Annotated in this window: 17 protein-coding genes and 3 tRNA genes; 18 read left to right on the top strand and 2 right to left on the bottom strand. The window is 32.2% G+C overall.

All coding sequences use genetic code 11. The annotated features are described in order from the left end of the window. Window positions 1-69: 69 nt before the first annotated feature. The 8 genes from C5Q98_RS03365 (at window position 70) to ruvB (ending at window position 8,789) form a co-directional block, all read left to right on the top strand. Window positions 70-1,680 (top strand): 30S ribosomal protein S1, encoded by a 1,611-nt coding sequence (locus C5Q98_RS03365; protein ID WP_106012307.1) that lies wholly within the window; start codon window positions 70-72, stop codon window positions 1,678-1,680. A gap of 226 nt (window positions 1,681-1,906) precedes the next feature. After that, the gene (locus tag C5Q98_RS03360) at window positions 1,907-4,282 is read left to right on the top strand and encodes a glycogen/starch/alpha-glucan phosphorylase (RefSeq protein WP_106012306.1); all 2,376 of its coding nucleotides are present in this window, start codon (window positions 1,907-1,909) and stop codon (window positions 4,280-4,282) included. A gap of 164 nt (window positions 4,283-4,446) precedes the next feature. Beyond that, on the top strand, window positions 4,447-5,301 hold the full coding sequence (locus C5Q98_RS03355) for a sortase (protein WP_106012305.1): 855 nt from the start codon (window positions 4,447-4,449) through the stop codon (window positions 5,299-5,301). Window positions 5,302-5,356: 55 nt separating this feature from the next. Beyond that, entirely contained in the window at window positions 5,357-5,851 is a 495-nt protein-coding gene (locus C5Q98_RS03350) for a MarR family winged helix-turn-helix transcriptional regulator (protein WP_106012304.1), read from the top strand. 70 nt (window positions 5,852-5,921) lie between these two features. Next, a complete protein-coding gene (locus C5Q98_RS03345; RefSeq protein WP_158695697.1) occupies window positions 5,922-6,410 on the top strand; it encodes a Fur family transcriptional regulator in 489 nt (162 codons plus the stop codon). Window position 6,411: 1 nt separating this feature from the next. Then, entirely contained in the window at window positions 6,412-6,918 is a 507-nt protein-coding gene (ruvC, locus tag C5Q98_RS03340) for a crossover junction endodeoxyribonuclease RuvC (protein ID WP_106012302.1), read from the top strand. After that, window positions 6,918-7,541 carry a Holliday junction branch migration protein RuvA gene (gene ruvA / locus C5Q98_RS03335; RefSeq protein WP_158695696.1) on the top strand — a complete coding sequence of 208 codons (624 nt, stop codon included), beginning with the start codon at window positions 6,918-6,920 and terminating at the stop codon, window positions 7,539-7,541. Before ruvC ends, ruvA begins: the two co-directional genes overlap by 1 nt. 237 nt (window positions 7,542-7,778) lie before the next feature. Continuing rightward, entirely contained in the window at window positions 7,779-8,789 is a 1,011-nt protein-coding gene (gene ruvB / locus C5Q98_RS03330) for a Holliday junction branch migration DNA helicase RuvB (protein ID WP_479723663.1), read from the top strand. A 48-nt stretch (window positions 8,790-8,837) separates the two neighbouring features. Here ruvB and C5Q98_RS03325 read toward each other — a convergent pair whose 3' ends face one another. Next, a complete protein-coding gene (locus C5Q98_RS03325) occupies window positions 8,838-10,682 on the bottom strand; it encodes an Rqc2 family fibronectin-binding protein (RefSeq protein WP_106012300.1) in 1,845 nt (614 codons plus the stop codon). A gap of 82 nt (window positions 10,683-10,764) precedes the next feature. On the opposite strand from C5Q98_RS03325, the gene C5Q98_RS03320 reads away from it, so the two are divergent. The 3 genes from C5Q98_RS03320 to C5Q98_RS03310 are packed head-to-tail and all read left to right on the top strand — an operon-like array spanning window position 10,765 to window position 16,247. After that, window positions 10,765-11,061 (top strand): hypothetical protein, encoded by a 297-nt coding sequence (locus C5Q98_RS03320; RefSeq protein WP_106012299.1) that lies wholly within the window; start codon window positions 10,765-10,767, stop codon window positions 11,059-11,061. 11 nt (window positions 11,062-11,072) lie between these two features. Continuing rightward, window positions 11,073-13,964 carry an insulinase family protein gene (locus C5Q98_RS03315; RefSeq protein ID WP_106012298.1) on the top strand — a complete coding sequence of 964 codons (2,892 nt, stop codon included), beginning with the start codon at window positions 11,073-11,075 and terminating at the stop codon, window positions 13,962-13,964. Between the two features lie 18 nt (window positions 13,965-13,982). Beyond that, complete coding sequence (locus C5Q98_RS03310) at window positions 13,983-16,247, top strand: GH92 family glycosyl hydrolase (RefSeq protein ID WP_106012297.1); 2,265 nt, start codon at window positions 13,983-13,985, stop codon at window positions 16,245-16,247. A gap of 93 nt (window positions 16,248-16,340) precedes the next feature. Here the strand turns inward: C5Q98_RS03310 and C5Q98_RS03305 are convergent, their stop codons facing one another. Further along, a complete protein-coding gene (locus C5Q98_RS03305; protein ID WP_106012296.1) occupies window positions 16,341-16,982 on the bottom strand; it encodes a DUF4878 domain-containing protein in 642 nt (213 codons plus the stop codon). 102 nt (window positions 16,983-17,084) lie between these two features. On the opposite strand from C5Q98_RS03305, the gene C5Q98_RS03300 reads away from it, so the two are divergent. The 7 genes from C5Q98_RS03300 to C5Q98_RS03270 all read left to right on the top strand — a co-directional run bounded on the left by C5Q98_RS03300 (window position 17,085) and on the right by C5Q98_RS03270 (window position 20,542). Beyond that, window positions 17,085-18,224, top strand: a complete 1,140-nt coding sequence (locus C5Q98_RS03300; protein WP_106012295.1) for a methylated-DNA--[protein]-cysteine S-methyltransferase — start codon at window positions 17,085-17,087, stop codon at window positions 18,222-18,224. Window positions 18,225-18,436: 212 nt separating this feature from the next. Further along, a tRNA-His gene (locus tag C5Q98_RS03295) sits at window positions 18,437-18,513 on the top strand. 5 nt (window positions 18,514-18,518) lie between these two features. Further along, a tRNA-Gln gene (locus C5Q98_RS03290) sits at window positions 18,519-18,594 on the top strand. Between the two features lies 1 nt (window position 18,595). Further along, window positions 18,596-18,671: transfer RNA gene (locus C5Q98_RS03285), tRNA-Lys, on the top strand. A gap of 259 nt (window positions 18,672-18,930) precedes the next feature. Next, window positions 18,931-19,164, top strand: coding sequence for a helix-turn-helix domain-containing protein (locus C5Q98_RS03280; RefSeq protein ID WP_106012294.1), 234 nt, complete (start codon window positions 18,931-18,933; stop codon window positions 19,162-19,164). Window positions 19,165-19,345: 181 nt separating this feature from the next. After that, on the top strand, window positions 19,346-19,834 hold the full coding sequence (locus C5Q98_RS03275) for a PTS sugar transporter subunit IIA (protein ID WP_106012293.1): 489 nt from the start codon (window positions 19,346-19,348) through the stop codon (window positions 19,832-19,834). Between the two features lie 18 nt (window positions 19,835-19,852). After that, window positions 19,853-20,542 (top strand): N-acetylmannosamine-6-phosphate 2-epimerase, encoded by a 690-nt coding sequence (locus tag C5Q98_RS03270; RefSeq protein ID WP_106012292.1) that lies wholly within the window; start codon window positions 19,853-19,855, stop codon window positions 20,540-20,542. Window positions 20,543-20,562 lie beyond the last annotated feature (20 nt).

Genomic DNA, 20,562 nt, shown 5'->3' with positions numbered 1-20,562 from the left:
TTATAAATTGCAAAGTTCTCTATTAATGGTAAAATACTGTAGAACTATATATTTTGGAGGTTATGCGTAATGAGCGAAGAAAATAAAGATGCTTTGCAAGAAAATCAAGCAGTCGAAAATGAGTTGGAGGCTGCAAATAATGATGTAACCTCAGCTGAGACAACAAGTGTTGAAAAGGAAGTCAAGCCTGCTCAAGAAGAGCAAGAAGCTAAAACGTCTGAAACTTCAACTGAAGAGTCAGCTGAAGTTGCAAATGATAAGGAAACAGAAGCTTCAGATGATAATCATAATAAAAAATCTGAAGATGTAAGTTTCATGGACTACATTGACAATATCCCACAAGTGCGTAAAGGTGCTGTAATCAAAGGTGTTATCGTACGTTATGATGACGAATATGCTTATGTAGATATTCGTGATAAGTCAGAAGGTAAAATTAGTCGAAGTGAATTCGATAGGGATCCTAATTTCGACCTTGACAAGGCAATCGCTGAGAAGAATCCAGTAGAGGTTTTTGTTAAGAATATTCGTTTTACTGATGCAGGCAAGGATATTCAATTAAGTAAGTCAAGAGTTGACTTCGTAAAACATAAAGAAGAACTTGAAAAAGCTTTCGAAAACCATGAGCCAGTTACTATTCATATCGATAGACAAGTAAAAGATGGACTTATTGGTACTTACGGAAGTATAGATGTATATATTCATAGAACACAAATTGACAACCGTACTATTTCAGATGAAGAGATGGCTGAATATGTTGGCCAAGATTTAGAAGTATTAATCACTCAATTTGATGCAAGAAGACGTTTACGTGTATCTGGTTCAAGAAGAACATTGATTACAGAAGTACGTAAAGAACGTGCAGAAGAATTATGGTCAAGTATTGCAGTAGGTGACATTTACGAAGGTGTAGTTAGAAACATTACTAAATTTGGTGTTTTCGTTGATCTTGGTGGTGTTGATGGTTTAATCCATATCAGTGAATTAAGCTGGGGCCACATCAAACATCCATCAGAAGTAGTTAATGTTGGTGATGTAGTTCAAGTTTATGTAAAAGACTTTGACCAAGAGCAAAATAAGATTTCTCTAGGTTATAGAAAACTTGAAGATGATCCTTACTACAACGTTGAAGAAAAATACCCAGAAGGTACTACAGTATCTGGTAAAGTTGTAAGAATCGTAAACTTCGGTGCTTTTGTTGAAATTGGTGAAGGTGTTGATGCACTATGCCATATCTCAGAAATTTCAGATAGACACCTAGAATCTCCTAAGGACGTTCTTGTTGTAGGTCAAGAAGTTGAAGCCCAAGTATTAGAATCTTCAAGCGAAAATAGAAGAGTAAGCATTAGTATTAAAGCAGTTGAGCCACTAAACGAATTACGTGGTGCGGCAGCAGAACGTCAAGCTAAACGTGATGCTGAAAGAGCTAAACGTGAAGCAAACAGACCTGCTAACTCATATGTTGATAATTCATCCAAAGCAGATGCTCCTTCAGATATGGAAATTGCTTTCCAAGCAGCTTTAGCTGAACAAGCACAAGGTGAAGAAGCAGTTGAGGAAGTCGAAGGAACAACAGTAGAAGCAGTGGAAAATGAAGAAACTGTAGACGCTGAAAAAGTTGTAGAAGAAGATACTGAAGAAGTTGAAGAATCAGCTAAAGTGGAAGAATCTACAGAAGAATAATTTAAAAACTACAGAATAGCATTGGTTTTTTGCTGATTGAACTTTATTATTGTATTTAAAGTTTGATATCAACAATTGTATTGAGAATATTTAGGATTTTCCTTTATTGTTTACGGATTATTTTATATATTAATGTTAATTTATAGTTAGAATGTAAAGGAATGTAATTTTAATTAATTATGTTCCTTTATTTTTGGAGAGAAGAAAAAAGAGAAGGAGACTTTTTATGAGTAAGAAGAAGTTAAAAGATTTCTTTAAACAGTCCATAAGCAGCCATATTAAGGCAAATAGTGGACAAGATGTAAGTCAAGCTACAGAGGCAGAAGTTTGGGCTGCACTCTCAAGAGCAATTATTGAGCATGTTGCTGATAATTGGGCTGAGACTAAGAAGGCATATGACAAAACAAGACAAGAGCATTATCTGAGTGCTGAGTTCTTAGTAGGACGTTCTACATTGAACAACCTAGTGAACTTGGATATCTATGATGAAGCAAAAGATGCATTAAAAGATTTAGGATTTGATTTAACATCAATCTTAGAAGAAGAAAATGATGCTGCTTTAGGAAATGGTGGTCTAGGTAGACTTGCAGCATGTTTTATGGATTCATCAGCTACATTAGATATGCCAGTAACAGGATATGGAATCTTGTATCGTCATGGTCTATTCAAACAAGTGTTTGATAACGGTTACCAAGTTGAAACACCTGATGTTTGGATGGAGGATGATTTTGCACCTGTAGTTCCACATAGAGATGAAAAACAAAGAATTGAACTAGCAACAGGTGATGTTTACGCAGTTCCGTATGATCTTCCAATTACTGGTTATCATACTGACAACGTTAATACATTACGTTTATGGAAAGCTGAACCATTAACACCATTTGATATTCATGATTTCAATGCTGGTAATTTCCAAGAAGCATTAGAAGAGAAAAATCAAGCTGAAGATATTTGGAGAGTTTTATATCCAAATGATACAACACATGAAGGTAAAGTATTGAGATTAAAACAACAATACTTCTTCGCTTCCGCATCTGTTAAGGATATCATAAGACGTCACAAAGAGAATCATGGTGATCTTCGCACTTTTGCAGAGTTTAACTCATTGCAATTGAACGATACACACCCTGTTATTGCAATTCCAGAATTAATTCGTTTGTTCATGGAAGAAGGTATTGAGTTTGATGAAGCATCAGAAATTGCTAAAGCAACCTTTGCATATACAAACCATACAGTTCTTGCAGAAGCTCTAGAAAAATGGGACATTAATATTGTTAAAGAATTAATCCCTAATGTCTATAGTGTTATTGAAAAAATTGATGCTAAATTTAGAGCTGAATTAGCTGAGATAGATGCACACCCAGGTAAGATTGAATACATGTCAATGATTCATGATGGTCAAGTCCATATGGCATGGTTAGCTTCATATGTAAGTTACTCAATTAACGGTGTAGCTCAGTTGCACACAGATATCTTAAGAAAAGATACTTTACATGATTGGGAAGATATTTACCCAGGTAAGATCAATAACAAAACTAATGGTGTTACACCTCGTAGATGGCTAAGAAATACAAACCCTGAATTATCTGCTTTAATTACCAAACTCTTAGGAAATGAAGATTGGGTAAAACATGCTGATAAATTAGAAGAGTTACTACCATTCGCAGATGATAAGAAAGTTTTGAAACAATTCTTAGACGTTAAGAAAATTAAGAAACAACAACTTGCTGATATGGTTGAGACAAGCTTGGGTATTAAAGTTGATGTAGATGCACAATTTGATATTATGATCAAACGTTTGCATGAATATAAACGTCAATTATTAGATGCTTTCTATATCTTAGATCTTTACTACAGAATCAAAGAAAATCCACAAGAAGACTGGACTCCTAGAGTATTCTTCTTCGGTGCGAAAGCAGCTTCAGGATATGTAAGAGCTAAGACAATTATTAAATTTATTAATGAAATTGCTGAGTTAATCAACAATGATAGCGATGTAAATAACATTATTAAGGTAGTCTTTGTAGAAAACTATAATGTTTCTAAAGCTGAAGTTTTATTCCCAGCAGCAGACCTTTCTGAACAAATATCAATGGCAGGTAAAGAAGCTTCAGGTACAGGTAACATGAAGTTTATGATGAATGGTGCATTAACTATCGGTACACTTGATGGAGCAAACGTTGAAATTAATGGTCAAGTTGGTGATGAAAACATGTTCCTCTTTGGTGCGAAAGAAGAAGAAATTGTTGAAATCTTACCAAGCTATGATCCGAAGGTTCCATATGAGAAGACCCCAGGACTCAAGAGAGTAGTTGACACATTGATTGATGGTACATTCTCTGATGATAATCAAGGACTATTCCAAGATTTATACAATAGCTTAATGGTAGGTGACTGGGATCAGGCTGACCAATACTATGTTCTAGGTGACTTTGCTTCATATAGAGAGGCTAAAGATAGAGCAGCAGTAGAGTTTAATGATAAAGAGACATGGGCAAGAAAGGCCTGGATTAATATCAGTAAGTCTGGTGTATTCAGTTCAGATAGAACCATTCGTGAATACGTAGAAGATATCTGGAAAATTGAGGAAACAAAAATTTAACAGATAGATTACTTATTATTTAAGTATTATATTTATTATGTTATGAAGGCTAGCTTATAATGAGTTAGCCTTTATTTATATTAAAACTAAAAAATTTGTGTGATTTAGTAATGTGTTAGATATAAAATATACTTTACTGGTAAGACGTGACAGAGGAGAGCTAGATGAAAAGTAATAAATTAGATAATCTTAATTTGGATAAAGATAAGATTGATGCAAAAAACATAAGTGATGCTTTACCAAATGAGAAAGATTTAAGTAATCAGGGTAAGAAAAAAGGAAAAACTAAGAAGAAGAAAACATGGTTTTCAAGATTTTTAGATATTGTTATTGTTGTCTTAATAGCTATAGGATTATTCTTAATTATTAGACCTTTTTACATTGCTTACCAACAAGATAAAGTTATGGATGATCTAACCAAATTAATCAAAACTACAAATAATGATAATACTAAACCAACTAGTACTCCAGATAAAATTGACGGTGCTTTAATAGATGGAAATGGTATTTGGGTTGATGCAAATGCAAATAGAATTGAAGGTGAAGCTCTAGAAGATTTTGGCCAAGAGGAAGATCCAAATGCTACAACGTCTCCGTATTTTTACTTAGAACCTCTTGGTATGATTCAAATTGACAGTGTTAACATTAATCTTCCGTTACTTAAAGGTGCTGGTTATGTTCCATTAAGGTATGGAGCAGGTTGGTATGAGGATTCAGCAGAAATTGGTAATCCAGGAAGAGCAACAATATTAGGCCACTCTGCATATACTAATGATAGATTTTTCTCTAAATTGAAAGATGTTAAGGTTGGTGAAAAAATTAGAATTACTAGACAAAATAAAGTATATGAGTATAATATTTCAAACATTGAAATAATTCCACAAGGAGAACTTATTAATTATCTTACAAACCCTGATGTGTCATCACAAATAATGCTGATAACTTGTCACAATGCACCTTCATGGAATCAAAGGCTTTTAGTTTTTGCTGATTTAGTGTCAGTAAAAGATGCTAAATAATTATTAAAAATATTTAGTCAAAATTATATTTAGTGTTAATAAAAATGGAGAGAAAATGAGAATAGAGAGAGTAAATAATGTAATTAAAAATAAGTCTGATATTATGTCCATATATGGAACTTTATTTACTGTTACTAATGGGATTCAGGCTGTTGGAGATAAATGTTTAAAAGATATTACAATGCGACAACAGTTCTTATTAACATGTTTAGATTTGTTTGATGATTATAATCCAAGCTTACATGAATTAGCTCGAGTTTTCGGAAGCTCGTATCAAAATATTAAGAAAATTTCCAAGCAGTTAGAAGATGAAGGATATCTTGAAATAAGGAAAGACAGTTTAGATAGACGCAAATTACGTATTATTCTAAATAAAGAAAAGTTTGCAGAACATCAAGAAGCATTGACAGATAAGTGTAGTAATTTTTCGAATTCTCTAATGAATGGAATCAGTAATGAAGAAAAAATGATTTTACAAAAAACCTTACTTAAGATGGAAAACAACCTAAGTAAGATTGAAGAAAATTTAGAAGACTTAGAAGAGTTCTAAATAGAACTCTTCTTTTTAATTTATACATAGATGTTATAATATAAAAAATAATATATTAGGTATGAATTATATGGATTTAACAGGGAATAATATTTTAAAAAGCAGACATAATAGAGATAAACTAAGTCCGGAAGAATTAAGGGCAGTTATTATAGATATTTTAAAAGAGAAAAATATTAACGTTACAGGACAACGTATTTCTGTAATGGAATTTTTATACTTAGATGACTCACATCCAACTGCAGAAGAAGTGTATTATGCAATGTTGAAGACAGACGATAAAGTGGCCAGAGCGACTGTTTATAATACAATTAATATCTTTGAAGAGAAAGGCTTAATTAGAGTAGTAGGTTTTAACGAGAATGTTAAACGCTATGACCTGTATCTAGATGAGCATGCTCATTTCGTTTGTAATTATTGCCAAACTATATATGATGTCGAAATCCCTGAAATATTGCGTGATTCTAAGGTTTTTGATTTGCCTGATAATGTAGAAGTAGAGTCTCAATCCATAATTATTAGAGGTAAATGTTCTAATTGTATGAATACGGAGAGTTAATTTGAGAATTTTAGGAATTGATCCAGGCTATGCTATCGTGGGCTATGGTATCATAGATGCTGATGGTTTTGATATGAGAGCAATTGACTATGGTGTTGTATCGACACCAAGTAGAATGCCATTTGAGCAAAGACTAATAGCGATTTATACAGCTATGAAACAATTAATTGATAGGTATCAGCCTGAAGCTATTGCAATAGAGGAATTATTTTTTGCTCAAAATACTACTACAGCTATAGCAGTTGCAGAAGCTAGAGGTGTTATAATTTTAGCTGCAGCACAGAGTAATATTGATATATTTGAATTTAAACCTTCTCAAGTTAAGAGTGCTGTCACAGGATATGGACAAGCTAATAAATATCAAGTGCAAGAAATGGTTAAAACTTTACTTAAATTAAGAGAAGTTCCTAAACCAGATGACGCAGCCGATGCTTTAGCCGTTGCTATTGCGCAAGCAAATAATAATATTGGGAATTATGGTCAGAAACTACGTGGAGGATATCAGTAGTGTATAGTTACGTTAAAGGTCAAATAGCAGAGATTAATACTGATGGTTTGGTAATTGAAACAAATGGTATAGGTTATGATATACAAATGGGGAATACCTTAATTAATCAATTAGGAGCGATTGGAGAAGAAGTTAAGTGCTACGTATATTTTCATATTACTCAAGATAGACAGCAGCTGTTTGGTTTCCCTTCAAAAGAGTATAAACAATTATTTGAGAAACTTATTACTGTAAGTGGTGTAGGACCTAAGGCCGGTTTAGCTTTATTAGAAGAATTTAGACCAACTGACCTTGCTTTGACTATAGTAAGAGAAGATAGTGATTTAATAGTCAAAAGAATGAAAGGTAAAGGTGTTGGTAAAAAAACTGCTGAACGTATAATTTTAGAACTTAAGGATAAATTTAAACACATAGATGCGGGGTCAGAAGATGTTTACGAAAGTATTGAGGAAGATCATGCTATTGACCAAAACTCTATGTCTATGAAAGATGATGTAATTCAAGGTTTAATTTTCTTAGGTTATAATCTTAATGATGCTAAACGTATGGTCAATCAAAGTTTTGATCCGAGTTTAGAAATAGAAGATAATCTAAAATTAGCATTAAAAGTTGCTAGTAAATAGTTTTTTTAGGAGTTGAATTTGAAAGAAAATCGTTATTCAAGAGATAAAAACAAATTTAATAAATCTTTAGCTGATGCAGGAAGAGATGAAAGCTTGCAAGATCATGCATATACTTCTGAATCTGTAGATGAATTTGATATCAATAATTTTATTATCGAAAGCTCCTTTAAAGATGATGATGTAGAAGGTTATCAGAGAAATTTTGATATAACTTATGATTCTGAACTAGGTTCTGATATAAGTGATTTTGTGGATAATAGTCTTTTGTCCGGTGAGTTGCGTGAAGACGAACAAGAAAGCAATCAGTTAAGGCCACTAACTTTAAATGAGTATTTTGGTCAAGATAAGGTTAAAGCAAATCTGGGAGTGTTTATACAAGCCGCAAAAGAACGTGGTGAATCACTTGATCATGCTTTGCTATATGGACCTCCAGGATTAGGTAAGACTACTTTAGCAGGAATTATAGCTAATGAGTTAGGAGTGGATCTTAGAATTACTTCTGGTCCAGCTATAGAGAAATCTGGTGATTTGGCAGCTATACTTACCAATCTTAAGCCTCATGATGTTTTATTTATTGATGAGATACATAGACTTAATCACTATGTTGAAGAAGTTCTATATTCAGCAATGGAAGACTTCAGCATAGATATAGTATTGGGTAAAGGTGCAGGAGCTAGATCTGTTAGAATTGATTTAGCACCATTCACTTTAGTAGGTGCGACAACAAGAGTAGGATTATTAACTGCGCCACTACGTGATCGTTTTGGAATGATCTTTAGATTAGATTTATATACTGTTGAAGAGCTTTGTCAAATTATTGAGAGAGATGCAGGTATACTTGGTATAGGCGCTGATAGAGCTGGATTGTTAGAAATTGCTAGACGTTCACGTGGTACACCTAGAGTTGCAATTCGTCTGTTGAAGAGGTTACGTGACTTCGCTCAAGTTAATGGAAATGGTGTAATAACTGAAGAGATTGCGAAGGAAGGTTTGGCTGCTTTAGAAATTGATGATCAGGGCTTAAATAAACTTGATAATGAGATTTTATTAGCTATAGCTAAAGTATTTAAAGGTGGTCCAGTTGGACTTGAAACACTTTCCGCCATCACAAATGAAGACCCAGGAACTATAGAAGACGTAAATGAACCTTATTTAATGCAATTAGGTTATATTGCAAAAACTCCAAGAGGAAGGGTATTAACAGATAAAGGCTTCGAGCATTTAGGTATGGAGAGGCCAGTGGATTAATAAAAATATTATGGACTAAGAAGATAAAAAAGTAGCTTAATTGTTAAGCTACTTTTTTAATTCTTGGTGAGATTTAGCCTCCGCACGAATTGTCTTATAATTATCATAAATAACAAATCCTGGTTTAGCACCATTAGGTTTTTTGACGTTTTTTAGAGAACAAAAGTCTATGTCAATGCTAATTATATTGGCAATCTTTTTTTCTTGTGCACTAAGACTTAACCAGGCAGCAATTTCTGCAGCTTCTATGATATCTATGTCCTTAACCTCAGATACGGATCCTTGCAAGACAACGTGAGTGCCAGGTTTGTTTTTGGCATGGAACCATAAATGGTTTTTGTCAGAGTTAGAGAAAGTAAGCTTATCATTTTGTAGATTATTTCTTCCAGCCAGTATAGTGAACCCATTACTGCTAATAAATTCTTGAGGTGGAAGAGCTTGAGGATGTTTTACCTTTTTGGCTTTGCTTTTATTTATCTTAGCTTTCTTGTTTCCAGTATCAGTAGTGTTGACTTTATGTTTAAGTGGTCCATTGATTATTTCTATTTTAAGAGCATCTAGAGTTTCAATATCTTCAGCGTTATTAAGTTGTGAAAGTAAAGTATTTAAATAATTAATTAAATCTTCAGTTTCAGGAATATGATTTTTTGCATATGTATAGGTATCTTTGCTCTTATTGTATTTTTTGTAAAAATATGGTGCCTGTTGTTTCATGTGAAGTTTTGGGTTTAAAGCAACTTCAATCTCTTTTAGTTCGGGGTCGTAATAGTTTTCTAAGATGATTTTGGCATTGCTGGGCATAGAATCTGGTAGATTATGAAGCTGGGCTAAAAGTAAATCAGCAATTAATCGATTGTCTTCGAAATTCTCATTGCTTTTAATGTCTTTATAATAATTATTTAGTAGCTTTTCGCTTTTTTTTAGTTCTTTTTTTACTATTGAGCTTAATTGTTGACGTTGTTTATCAAGAGCCTGATCGTTAGCTTTTAACTGATGAATATAGTTAATAGTAGCACTTATTGAGTCAAGTTCTTGGGCATAACCAAGTGATTGTAGCTTAATACAATGGTATTCAGGTTTTTTTAGTCTAGAATCAGTGTATATATAAGCTGAATTATTATGAAGAGCTTCTTCTAAAACTGATTTAGCTGCCTCCAATAAATTAATTGTTTCTTGATAAGTAAGAGAGAGTATACTGGCATTATTTGAGATTTGTGATCTGAATATAATTTCGTTTACCACTTGGGGAGATACTCCTAAGCTAAGTTTTATTAACTCTTTGTCTAGAGATTTGTGAGAGTCAATTTTATCTAAATACAGTGAGCTTAAATCAGATGTAGTTTTGAGAAGTTCTAAGTTCTCATTTATCTCTATTAATCTATCTTCAGGCAAAGGTTTATTTTGAGCTTCTGGAGCAGTATATTCAAACTTAGGGCTAATTACTCTTTTGTCGCTTACTTGGTTAAAAAATAAAGCATCTCTTATAATATTATCTTCGCCTACTAAGATAATATTAGCAGCTCCAGTGAGGAGTTCTACTATTAAGTTTAAATTTATAACTTCAGAGAACTCATCAATAAAAGTAAAGTTTATTACAATAATACGTTCAAATTTTGGACAATAAATTTTATTTACTCTAGCTCCCTGTAGATGTTTTCTTAAGAACATTGTAAATCTAGGAGCTACATCTGGGTTAGTGAATTTTAAGTCAGTTAGATGACAATATGGACTACTTGGATTTGTAGAAATATAAAGTTTATTCATTCCACGATTGGAAAATGTCAATAACATCTCATAACGTGAAGGTTGTTGAATTTTGTCGAGTCTAGCACCTTGTAAAATTTCATGTAATTCATTTGCTAGATTGTGTGTAAGTATCCCATCAAAAGCCATAAGTTTCTCTCCATAAATTAACAAATACAAGTTTAATCTAATAAATAAATATATGGTAGTATTATAAACTAGAGGTGAAAAAATGACGAATAAAGTTAATGCAAACACAAGTAAACGTAGTTCAAAACAAAATCCAAGAAGAGCTAATTCTAGGGTTTCAAAAGCAAAGAACCCAAGTGAATACTCTGCGTTTTGGGATAGCTCTTTAGCTAAATTCCTGAAGGTAGTTTTGATAATTATTGCTATAGTTTTATTTGATTTAATAATAAGTAGAAATGATTTTTCTAAATTTTACTTATTTCTTGGTATAGAACTTATATTAGCTTTTATCTTTGTAGTTTTTAGATTAATAATTCAACAGAATAAATTAGATAAATAGGAGAGAGTAATATGAATAAGTTTGGCTTTACATTGCTAAAACATGAAAAAATTGATGAATTAAATATAGAATCATTTCAATTTATCCATGATAAATCTGGCGCTGAACTGCTTTATTTAAAAGCAAAAGATGATAATAAGGCTTTTGGTGTTGGTTTCAAAACACCACCTTACGATGATACAGGTCTACCTCATATACTTGAACATGCAGTGCTTGCTGGTTCTAGAAAATATAAAACAAAAGAACCTTTTATGAATTTGGTTCAAAGTAGTATGGCTACTTATTTAAATGCTTCAACATATCCAGACAAAACTATTTATCCAATTGCATCTAGAAATATTCAAGATTTTAGAAACTTAATGGATGTATACCTAGATGCTGTTTTTTATCCAGCTATATATGATGAGGAGAAAATATTTAGACAAGAAGGCTGGCGTTATGATATAGCTAATGTCGAAGATCCAATTGAGTATAAAGGTGTTGTATTTAGCGAGATGCGAGGTGTTTATTCATCTCCAATTAGTTTAATTGATAAAGAGCTAGACAGAGCACTTTTCCCAGATACACCTTATAAATATGAATCTGGTGGTGATCCTTATACTATATATGATCTTGAAATCGAAGATTATCTAAATTTCCACAAAAAGTATTATCATCCTGCAAACTCTAAGATGTATTTATATGGAGACTTAGATATTGATGAGTTTTTACAATACATAGATACTGAATACTTGAGTAATTTCGATAAAATTGAAATAGATACAGAAATTCCAATTCAACCTAAATTTAATAATAGTGTAGAGAAAAATATTGAAATCTCTATTGGTAAAGCTGAAGATCCTCAAGATAAAAACTATGCTGCCTGGGGAGTAGCTTTTAATACTTTTGTAGATTATGAAGAAAATGCAATGATTAATATTTTATTGGATACTTTATTTAATTCTCAATCTGCCCCCGTAAGATTAGCTGTTGAAGCTGAGAACTTAGGTGAAGATTATTTCGCCTATAGTGATTGTAATCAGGAGAATGCAGTTAAAGTATATTTAGTCAATGCTAGTTTGGAAAATGCAAATAAGTTTTCTGAATTAATTGAAAAGACTCTAGAGAAAGTAGTAGAAGAAAAAATTGATAGAACTGCACTCCAAGCTTCTATTAATCGTTTGGAGTTTAATTTGAAAGAAATGAATACTGGTAGCAATACTGGCGTCAACTATTTCTCAAGAGTATTAAAATCTTGGTTATATGGAGATGATCCAATTAACAGTTTGCGCTATGCAGATCTATTAAAACACCTCAATGAGTCTTTAGAATCTGATGTATGGGAGAATTTAGTTAAAAGTAAATTCTTAGACAACAAACATAAAGTTAGTATGCTTGCTAAAGCTATCCCGGGTCTTAATGCTGAGAAAGATGCTGAAGTAAGCAGTGAATTAGCTGAGTATAAAGCTAGTCTTAGTGAAGAAGATCTAGAGAATTTAGTAAATAAAAATCAAGAACTATATAAATGGCAAGAACAAGACGATAGTCCCGAAAAGAAAGCTACTATACCTACTTTGAATATAGAAGATATTGAAGTCGACGTTCCTAAGTTGAATTATGATATTGAAGAGCATGATAATTATACGGTGATTGAAAACCATGTCGTTACAAGCGGAGTAAATTATGTTATCTATAGTTTTGATTTGAATCATATAGACAGCTGTGATTTACCATATGTAAGGATTTTATCCAATCTTCTAGGTACAGTTAATACAAAATCATATAAATATACAGACCTGGATAGTAAAATTGCTCTTTCCTCAGGAGGTTTCTCATATAATCCAAATGTCTATACTAAGATAGACGACACAGTTGATTTAAGATTTGAAGTTTTTGCCAAAACACTTGACCTTGAAGCTAATGATTGGACCAAGGTTTTAGCAGAGATTCTATTATCAAGTGATTTTAAAGATGAGAAAAGAATACTTGAGGTATTAAATATGGAAGCATCTAATGAATACGAAAGTATTGTTGGCAATGGTAATAGATATGCTTCATTAAGATTAAGTTCAAGGTTAAACGAAACAGGTTATGTTAACGAGCAACTTAAAGGTGTAAGTTACTATCAAGTGCTAAAAAATATCGTAGATAACTTCTCATCTGAAAAAGATGCCTTGATTGAAAAACTTTCTGAAATTAGTAAAGTTATTTTTAACAAAAACAACTTACTGATTACTGTGGGTGCAGAAGAAAAAGCTATAAAAGAATTCAAAAATAATGCTGAAGTTTTTGTAGATAATCTATTTGAAGATGTTTATACTCCTGCTAAACGTGAATTGGGACAACGAAGATATAATGAAGCTATAAAGATTGATTCGAATGTTAATTATGTAGTTAAAGGTGGAAGTTTTGAAAAATATAAAGAAAACTACGAAGGTGATATGGTAGTTATGACTTCCATGATCAGTAGTGACTACATGCACAATATGATCAGAGCAAAAGGAGGAGCATATGGTAATGCTCTTAAAATGAATAAGCTTAAGGAAGTAATTGCTAGCAGTTATCGTGATCCAAATATCAAATACACATTAGATATTTACGATACATTGGGAGATCATTTAAAAAATCTAGAAATTCCTAAAAAGTCATTGGATGAGTATATTATTGGTGCAATTAATCACTTTAATCCTGTTTTAAATCCTACAGGTTTAACCTATCTTGCTAATGTAGAACATTTAACAGGAGAAACTTATGAAGATCGTAAGCGAGATTTAGAGAGCGCTTTAAATACTGATTTAGAGAAAATGCAAAAGTATGGTGAAGTTTTAGCAAATACAATAAATAATGGAAATTATGTTGTAATTGGTAATGCTGAAGCTATAGAGAATAACAAAGAATTATTTGATGAAATAATTAATATTTAAACTCAGGGAGGATACAATATGAGTTTGCTAGATTTAGTCGATACAAGACAAGGTACGAATAGTCAACATAGATTGAGTAAGGGAAATTGTCTTCCTTATACAATTTTGCCTTTTGGTAGACATCCTTTTGTTATGGTAACTCGCTATAATGATATTAGATTTTTTAATGGTAGTGACCATAGCAATTACGGTATTAGATTGACTCATCAACCAAGTCCTTGGATGGGTGACTTCAACTTCATAAGCTTTAACTTTATAGGTTTAGATTCAGAAGAAGAAGAAACTGTTTTGAATAATATGGAGAAGGGTCATATTGCAGTAGATTACAATATGAGTTCTTATAGACCAAACAAAAGTATTTTTAAACCACATAATTTGAGTTATAGACGCTTAAGAGATGGTTTGAATATTGATTTAGTACCTACTGAGTTTGGGGCAAGTTGTGAAGTCTCTAGAGATAGAAGCTATACAATAGATCGTAGTTATTATTTCACACTAACTTTAGGTAAAAATTCTGAAATGAATCAAGTAGAACAAGGTATGCTGACAGGTTTTACCGAGCAGTTTGCTGGTTCTAAATATTCTAATTATAAAATGCATTATGCTATGCAATTTGATACTAATCTAGAGTTAGTTGGCCAAACAGAGTACAACGATTTTGGTCATGATTTAGTGATGTACTGGTTTAAGTTAAGCACTGACTTTAAAGATGAAGCAATTCATATGAACTTTAACTGTTCTAATATAAGTGTTGAGCAAGCTAAAGAAAATCAACGTCAAGAGATGAAGGAATTAGGCTTGTTTGTAGGGGACTTTGCGGAAAATCATGAAGAGTTTAAATTAGTTGCTGCAGATGACTGGGAAGACTATTTAAGTAGAATTGAAGTTAAGAGTCAAAATTTTGAGCAATTGCGTACTTTCTACACCTGTTTATATAGAAGTGCCACTTTCCCACATAAAGCATATGAGTTTAACTCAGAAGGTGATAAGATTCACTTTTCACCTTATACAGGAAAAGTTGAACCAGGCTCATTCTATACAAGCAATGGATACTGGGATACCTTTAGAACAAACTACCCATTATATTCTCTTATTTGTCCAGAAAGAATAGAAGATTTCATTGAAGGAATTTTAAGTGTAGGTAAAGAAGATAAGTTCTTGCCACGTTGGCTTTCTCCAGATGAGAGGGGACTAATGCCAGGAAGTTCAGTTGACTCAGTAATTGCTGATGCAGTTGTTAAAGGTTTAGTAAGTGATGAGTTAGCTGAAGAAATTTTAGAATACATGATTTATTCTGCAGAAGAACAAGGAGAAGATATCCTTGAGGGACGTGAAGGTGGTGTAGAGTATAGGAAACTTGGTTATGTCCCATGTGATATTAATATAAGAGAATCAGTTAATAAGACTCAAGATTATGCTTATAGTGATTTCTGTATTGCACAAGTTGCTAAAGCTTTGGGTAAAGATGATATTGCAGAAAAATACTATAACTATTCATTGAACTATAGAAACTTATTCCAAGCAGATGCGAAAAGAATGTTACCAAGAAAGAGTAATGGTGAGTTTGTAAATGTATCAAGCTATCGTTGGGGTGGAGAGTATACTGAGGGTTCATCCTGGCAAAATAGTTTAAGTGTATTTTATAACTTCTCTGACTTAATAGAGATGTATGGTGGTGACGAAGAGTTTACTGAATTTATGGTGGATTTAATTAACCAGACACCAGAATTTGAAATCGGTAGTTATGGAATCGAGATACATGAAATGAGTGAAATGGCTATTTTAAACTTTGGCCAATTGGCAATCTCAAACCAGCCTAGTTTCCATTTCCCATACTTATTTATGTTTACAGGATATCCTAATTTAGGTGAATTAGTCACAAAACAAATGCTGACAAACTTATTCAGTTACGATATGGAAGGCTTCCCTGGCGATGAGGACAATGGAAGTATGGGTTCATGGTACGTGTTAAGCTCCTTAGGTTTGTACCAAGTGTGTCCAGGTGGAGATGAATTTGTATTTGGTATTAATATTTGGGATGATGCCAAGATTTACTTACCAGATGGTAATGCAATTCATTTCAAACAAGATGTTGTTGATGATTACACTAATGTTGTAAGAAGACGTTACGTAAATGGCGAGCTAAGAGAAGATTTAGCTATTACTTATGATGAGTTAATGGAAGGCCCAGTAATTGAACAAGAATTAGCTGTTCTTCCAAGCTTAAGAAAAGTAAAATCCGAGCTTAGACCAAAATCTTTAAAAGATTTTATTGAAGAATAAGATTTTGAAATTTTATTAGATAATACAGTAAAAAAGCACTGATTATATCAGTGCTTTTTGCTTATGTGATTTGATTATAGCTGCTCATAATAATTAATCTGAACTAATATTACCGTAAGCTAATTTATGAAATTCATCATTAGGGTAAATAAGCCATTCAGTTTTAAATAATTTATTTTTCTTACGCATTTCAATTGTAATCTCATTAGAGCTTTTGATATTTTTATAAGCCTCTATATTGTCAAGCGCATAGTATTTAAGCATATCTTCCTTGGATTCACCAGTTCGCACGACTTCAGGATCAGTAACATCAATTTTGGCATCTTGCATATCCTCTGAAATGCTTTGTAATATTTTGGGACCATCATTATGAATTACTTTAACTTTAAGAATTAAGTTATCAGGATCAACCGTAGATTCTGATATTAATTCAAGCTTAGTATTTTGGATGAATTTTTGTTCTAGTTGAGCATTGGCTGAAGAGTCCTTGGAAAATTTATAGAATTCATTTTGCCAATTATCTTGTTTATCTACATTAATTAATTTAACTGCCTCATTATAGTCTGCAGTTTGCAAATGTTTAAGGTAATCTTCTAGAATTTCGTAAGCTTTTTTTTCTTTAAATGCTAAACCAAGAAGTAGTAGTAAACTAATTATAATGGTAAGTATAAGTAGAGCTAGCATTGTATATATCTTATTCATTCCGAGTCTGTTAAGTAAATTATTAAAACGCATTAAGCACCCTCATTTCCAGTAACTTATATAATGTAATTATAGTTAAAATATATTTTGAGTCTAGCTATTTTAAAAATGTTAAAATAAAAAGAAAGTGTAAAAATGAGTAATTATAATTTAAGAAATTTATATTTAAAAGATGCTTTGGATTTATATGAGTCTTTTGGAGAAGAAGAGCCTGCTTTTGCGAAAAACTCATCTGGTAGAGTGAGTGCGAACTCTGTCAGAACGAATTTATCTGGATTTTTAGAAGATAATAGAAACTCAGCTTTTGTTTGGGAAGAGGAGAGATCTAATAAATCTAATTTAGATGAAGTAAGTGACATCTTTACTGAAAATTTGCTCTATTTATTTTGCAGTCAACTTTTCTTGAATAAAGGTGAGCTTAGTGTTGAAGTTTATATTCCTCAATCTAATCTAAATAAACATTTAAATTATGAGGGTTTTATTAATTCTTTTCTGGACTTAATCGCTAATAACGACAAAGTTCAAGTAATTAATATAAAAATTCCAGACTACTATAAAGATTTAGTTAAGTACTTCAATGAATTAGGTTTTATTGAAAGTGATATCAGTATTAATATCGGTACTAAATTCCAAGGGGATAGAAATGTCTGGATGAAAACTTTTATCATGGATAAGCTTAGCAATTGGCCGTCTATCTGGGCATTTGTCCCTACTGAGCAAGCAGTGTTTGCTATTTATGGAAATGAGAAGAAAATTACTCAAACTAAATTTATTAACTATTCAGAATATTTGGAAGATATAAGCCTAAGATCATTATGCATTAATAATAAATTGGCAGACTGTAATGGCTATTTATTAAAAGATTATGCAACTGCAATGAAAGAATATAAAAAAGATTTTAATAATTTACCAGCTAGTTTGAAAAATGCAGTACAACAAAGTGAAGAGTACTTTGCAGGTAAAAGGAAAAAATTTGATCTTCCTATAGTTTTTGATAATTTTACAAGCTTTCAAAAATTAGTTTGGGAAAAAACTAGAAATATTCCTTATGGTTCAGTCTACTCTTATGAAGATTTGGCCATAGAGATTACGGGTAATAGTAATTTGAATCCTAATAGTTTTAGTAGGGCAGTTGGGCAAGCTTTAAGCAATAATCCTTTAGTAGTTTTTATACCTTGTCATAGAATTATAGCCAAGAGTGGAAACTTACAAGGTTATAAATATGATGTTAAAGTTAAAGATTGGCTTTTAACAAAAGAAATGTTGTCTTGGTAGCTCTTTTATTAAAAGATTTAACAATTTTAAACTTTTTGAGGTAAAAAACAGATGTAAAATATGCTTAAAAGCCCGATAATAAAGCATTTAGAAAAAATATTAAAAAATAATTAAAAAAGTTAAGAAAAAATTTGACATATGTAAAATTGATATATATAATGATTCGTGCATTTCATTTAGTTCATTGATTTTGAACTTGTGAGTGAGACTTGGTGAGATTAGCTCAGTTGGTTAGAGCGCTGGTTTGTGGCACCAGAGGCCGTGGGTTCAACTCCCATATCTCACCCCATATAATGGGATGTAGCCAAGTGGTTAAGGCACATGACTTTGACTCATGCAGTCGGAGGTTCGAATCCTCCCATCCCAGCCATGACTCGTTAGCTCAGTCGGTAGAGCATCTGACTTTTAATCAGAGGGCCCAGGGTTCGAGTCCCTGACGAGTCACCAGTTTAAAGCCAACAAACATAGAAGTTTGTTGGCTTTTATTTTTGTTCATTTTCGAATATTGCTTCAGAATTAATCACAAGCATTGTCTTTAATTACTTAATTTGATTATTAACTTAATTATATTAGGCCTTTTAATTATCGCTGGTTAACTTATCTTTTAAATTTATATAATAATCTAGAAAAGAGGTAAATAAAGAATTGGCAATTAAGGATGTTACGATATACTTTAAGTAAATGAAAAGTTCTGAGGTGCGAAAAAATGATAATAAGCAAGGCAATTTTAGCGATAATGGAAGAACAAGGGATGACACAAGCAAGCTTAGGTAGAGAACTTGATGTAAGTAGACAGGCATTAAATCAAAGACTAAAAAGAGATAGCATGAGGACAAATGAACTAATAGATATATTAGATGTATTAGGCTATGACTTGGTAATCCAGCCTAAAGGTTCTAGATTGGAAAAAGGAGCGTTGAAAATCGAGAGGGGCAAATAATAAATCTTACAAGGATATGTAAGGTTTCATTTAAAAGTTTATTTTTCTTTTTTATAAATCTAGATTAAATCATAGTTAAATCTTAGTTTTATATTAACTTATTACCTAAATATGCTGTATTTCTACTTAAAATATGAGAGAATAAATAAGGATTTTAATAGTTTAATAGAAGAGGTATATTATGAGTTTTTTAGGAAATTTATTCAATAAGAAAAATGAAATTGAAGTTTTTGCACCACTACAAGGTAAAGTAGTAAAACTTAATGAAATTCCGGATCCAGTATTTTCGTCTGGAATGATGGGAGATGGTGTAGGAATTGAAGCTAGCGAGAATCTTGTCAAAGCTCCGTTTGATGGGGAAGTTGTAACTTTGTTTCCGACTAATCATGCTATTGGTCTAATAAATGCTGAGGGAGTAGAAGTATTAATCCATGTTGGAATTAATACAGTTGAGATGAATGGTGAAGGTTTCAAGGCTCATGTAGCTCAAGGTGACAAAGTAAAACAAGGTGAATTGCTATTAGAATTTGATGCAGACTTGATTCATGAAAAGGGATACTCTAGCGTAACTCCAGTAATTATTACTAATTCAGCTGAGTTAAAATCTATCCAAATAAATAATAAAGAGAATATTGATTTTTCTGACGAGCTTTTTACTGTTGAAAAATAGAATAAATAAAGGAAAACTATGAGAGAAAGTGATTTCATAAATATTGTTAAAGGTGGATTAATAGTTTCTTGTCAAGCATTACCAGGTGAGCCTTTATATACTGAAAAAGGTGAGATTATACCGTTGTTGGCTAAAGCTGCAGAGGCTGGTGGTGCTGTTGCTTTAAGAGCAAATAGTGTAAGAGATATCAAGAATATCAAAGAAGTTACAAAACTCCCTATAATTGGAATAATTAAGAAAGATTATCCACCACAAGAACCTTTCATAACAGCTACTATCAAAGAAGTTGATGAATTAGTAGAGGTTGGTTGTGAAGTAATTGCTTTGGACCTAACCATGAGAGAGCGCCACGATGGTTTAGAAGTAAATGATTTTATTAAAATAATCAAAGATAAATACCCTGAACAATTGTTTATGGCTGATATATCAACTTTTGAAGAAGCTCTAAATGCTCATGAACAAGGAATTAACTTCGTTGGTACTACTTTAGCAGGTTATACTTCTTATAGTAAGCTACTAGATGGACCAAACTTTGATTTGATTGAGAAAATGGTAAATTCTGGGATGAATGTTATTGCGGAAGGAAAAATTCATACACCAGAACAGGCAAGGAGAGTTAAAGATTTAGGTGTTTGTGGCATAGTAGTTGGTGGAGCAATCACAAGGCCTAAAGAAATTACAGAGAGGTTTGTAAAAGCATTAGATTAATATAAGTGAGGTAAATGTAA

It is taken from the genome of Fastidiosipila sanguinis (assembly GCF_002998295.1).
Classification (GTDB): domain Bacteria; phylum Bacillota; class Clostridia; order Saccharofermentanales; family Fastidiosipilaceae; genus Fastidiosipila; species Fastidiosipila sanguinis.
The sequence above is the reverse complement of the archived record's forward strand: the minus strand, read 5'-3'. Positions and strand labels throughout refer to the sequence as shown.

What these genes read in the sequence shown, in the direction of transcription:
- C5Q98_RS03280 (WP_106012294.1), top strand. Translation starts at nt 18,931, where the DNA reads ATGATAATAAGCAAGGCAATTTTAGCGATAATGGAAGAACAAGGGATG.
- C5Q98_RS03345 (WP_158695697.1), top strand. Translation starts at nt 5,922, where the DNA reads ATGGATTTAACAGGGAATAATATTTTAAAAAGCAGACATAATAGAGAT.
- C5Q98_RS03305 (WP_106012296.1), bottom strand. Translation starts at nt 16,982, where the DNA reads ATGCGTTTTAATAATTTACTTAACAGACTCGGAATGAATAAGATATAT.
- C5Q98_RS03325 (WP_106012300.1), bottom strand. Translation starts at nt 10,682, where the DNA reads ATGGCTTTTGATGGGATACTTACACACAATCTAGCAAATGAATTACAT.
- C5Q98_RS03365 (WP_106012307.1), top strand. Translation starts at nt 70, where the DNA reads ATGAGCGAAGAAAATAAAGATGCTTTGCAAGAAAATCAAGCAGTCGAA.
- C5Q98_RS03300 (WP_106012295.1), top strand. Translation starts at nt 17,085, where the DNA reads ATGAGTAATTATAATTTAAGAAATTTATATTTAAAAGATGCTTTGGAT.
- C5Q98_RS03360 (WP_106012306.1), top strand. Translation starts at nt 1,907, where the DNA reads ATGAGTAAGAAGAAGTTAAAAGATTTCTTTAAACAGTCCATAAGCAGC.
- C5Q98_RS03310 (WP_106012297.1), top strand. Translation starts at nt 13,983, where the DNA reads ATGAGTTTGCTAGATTTAGTCGATACAAGACAAGGTACGAATAGTCAA.
- C5Q98_RS03350 (WP_106012304.1), top strand. Translation starts at nt 5,357, where the DNA reads ATGAGAATAGAGAGAGTAAATAATGTAATTAAAAATAAGTCTGATATT.
- C5Q98_RS03275 (WP_106012293.1), top strand. Translation starts at nt 19,346, where the DNA reads ATGAGTTTTTTAGGAAATTTATTCAATAAGAAAAATGAAATTGAAGTT.
- C5Q98_RS03320 (WP_106012299.1), top strand. Translation starts at nt 10,765, where the DNA reads ATGACGAATAAAGTTAATGCAAACACAAGTAAACGTAGTTCAAAACAA.
- C5Q98_RS03270 (WP_106012292.1), top strand. Translation starts at nt 19,853, where the DNA reads ATGAGAGAAAGTGATTTCATAAATATTGTTAAAGGTGGATTAATAGTT.
- C5Q98_RS03315 (WP_106012298.1), top strand. Translation starts at nt 11,073, where the DNA reads ATGAATAAGTTTGGCTTTACATTGCTAAAACATGAAAAAATTGATGAA.
- C5Q98_RS03355 (WP_106012305.1), top strand. Translation starts at nt 4,447, where the DNA reads ATGAAAAGTAATAAATTAGATAATCTTAATTTGGATAAAGATAAGATT.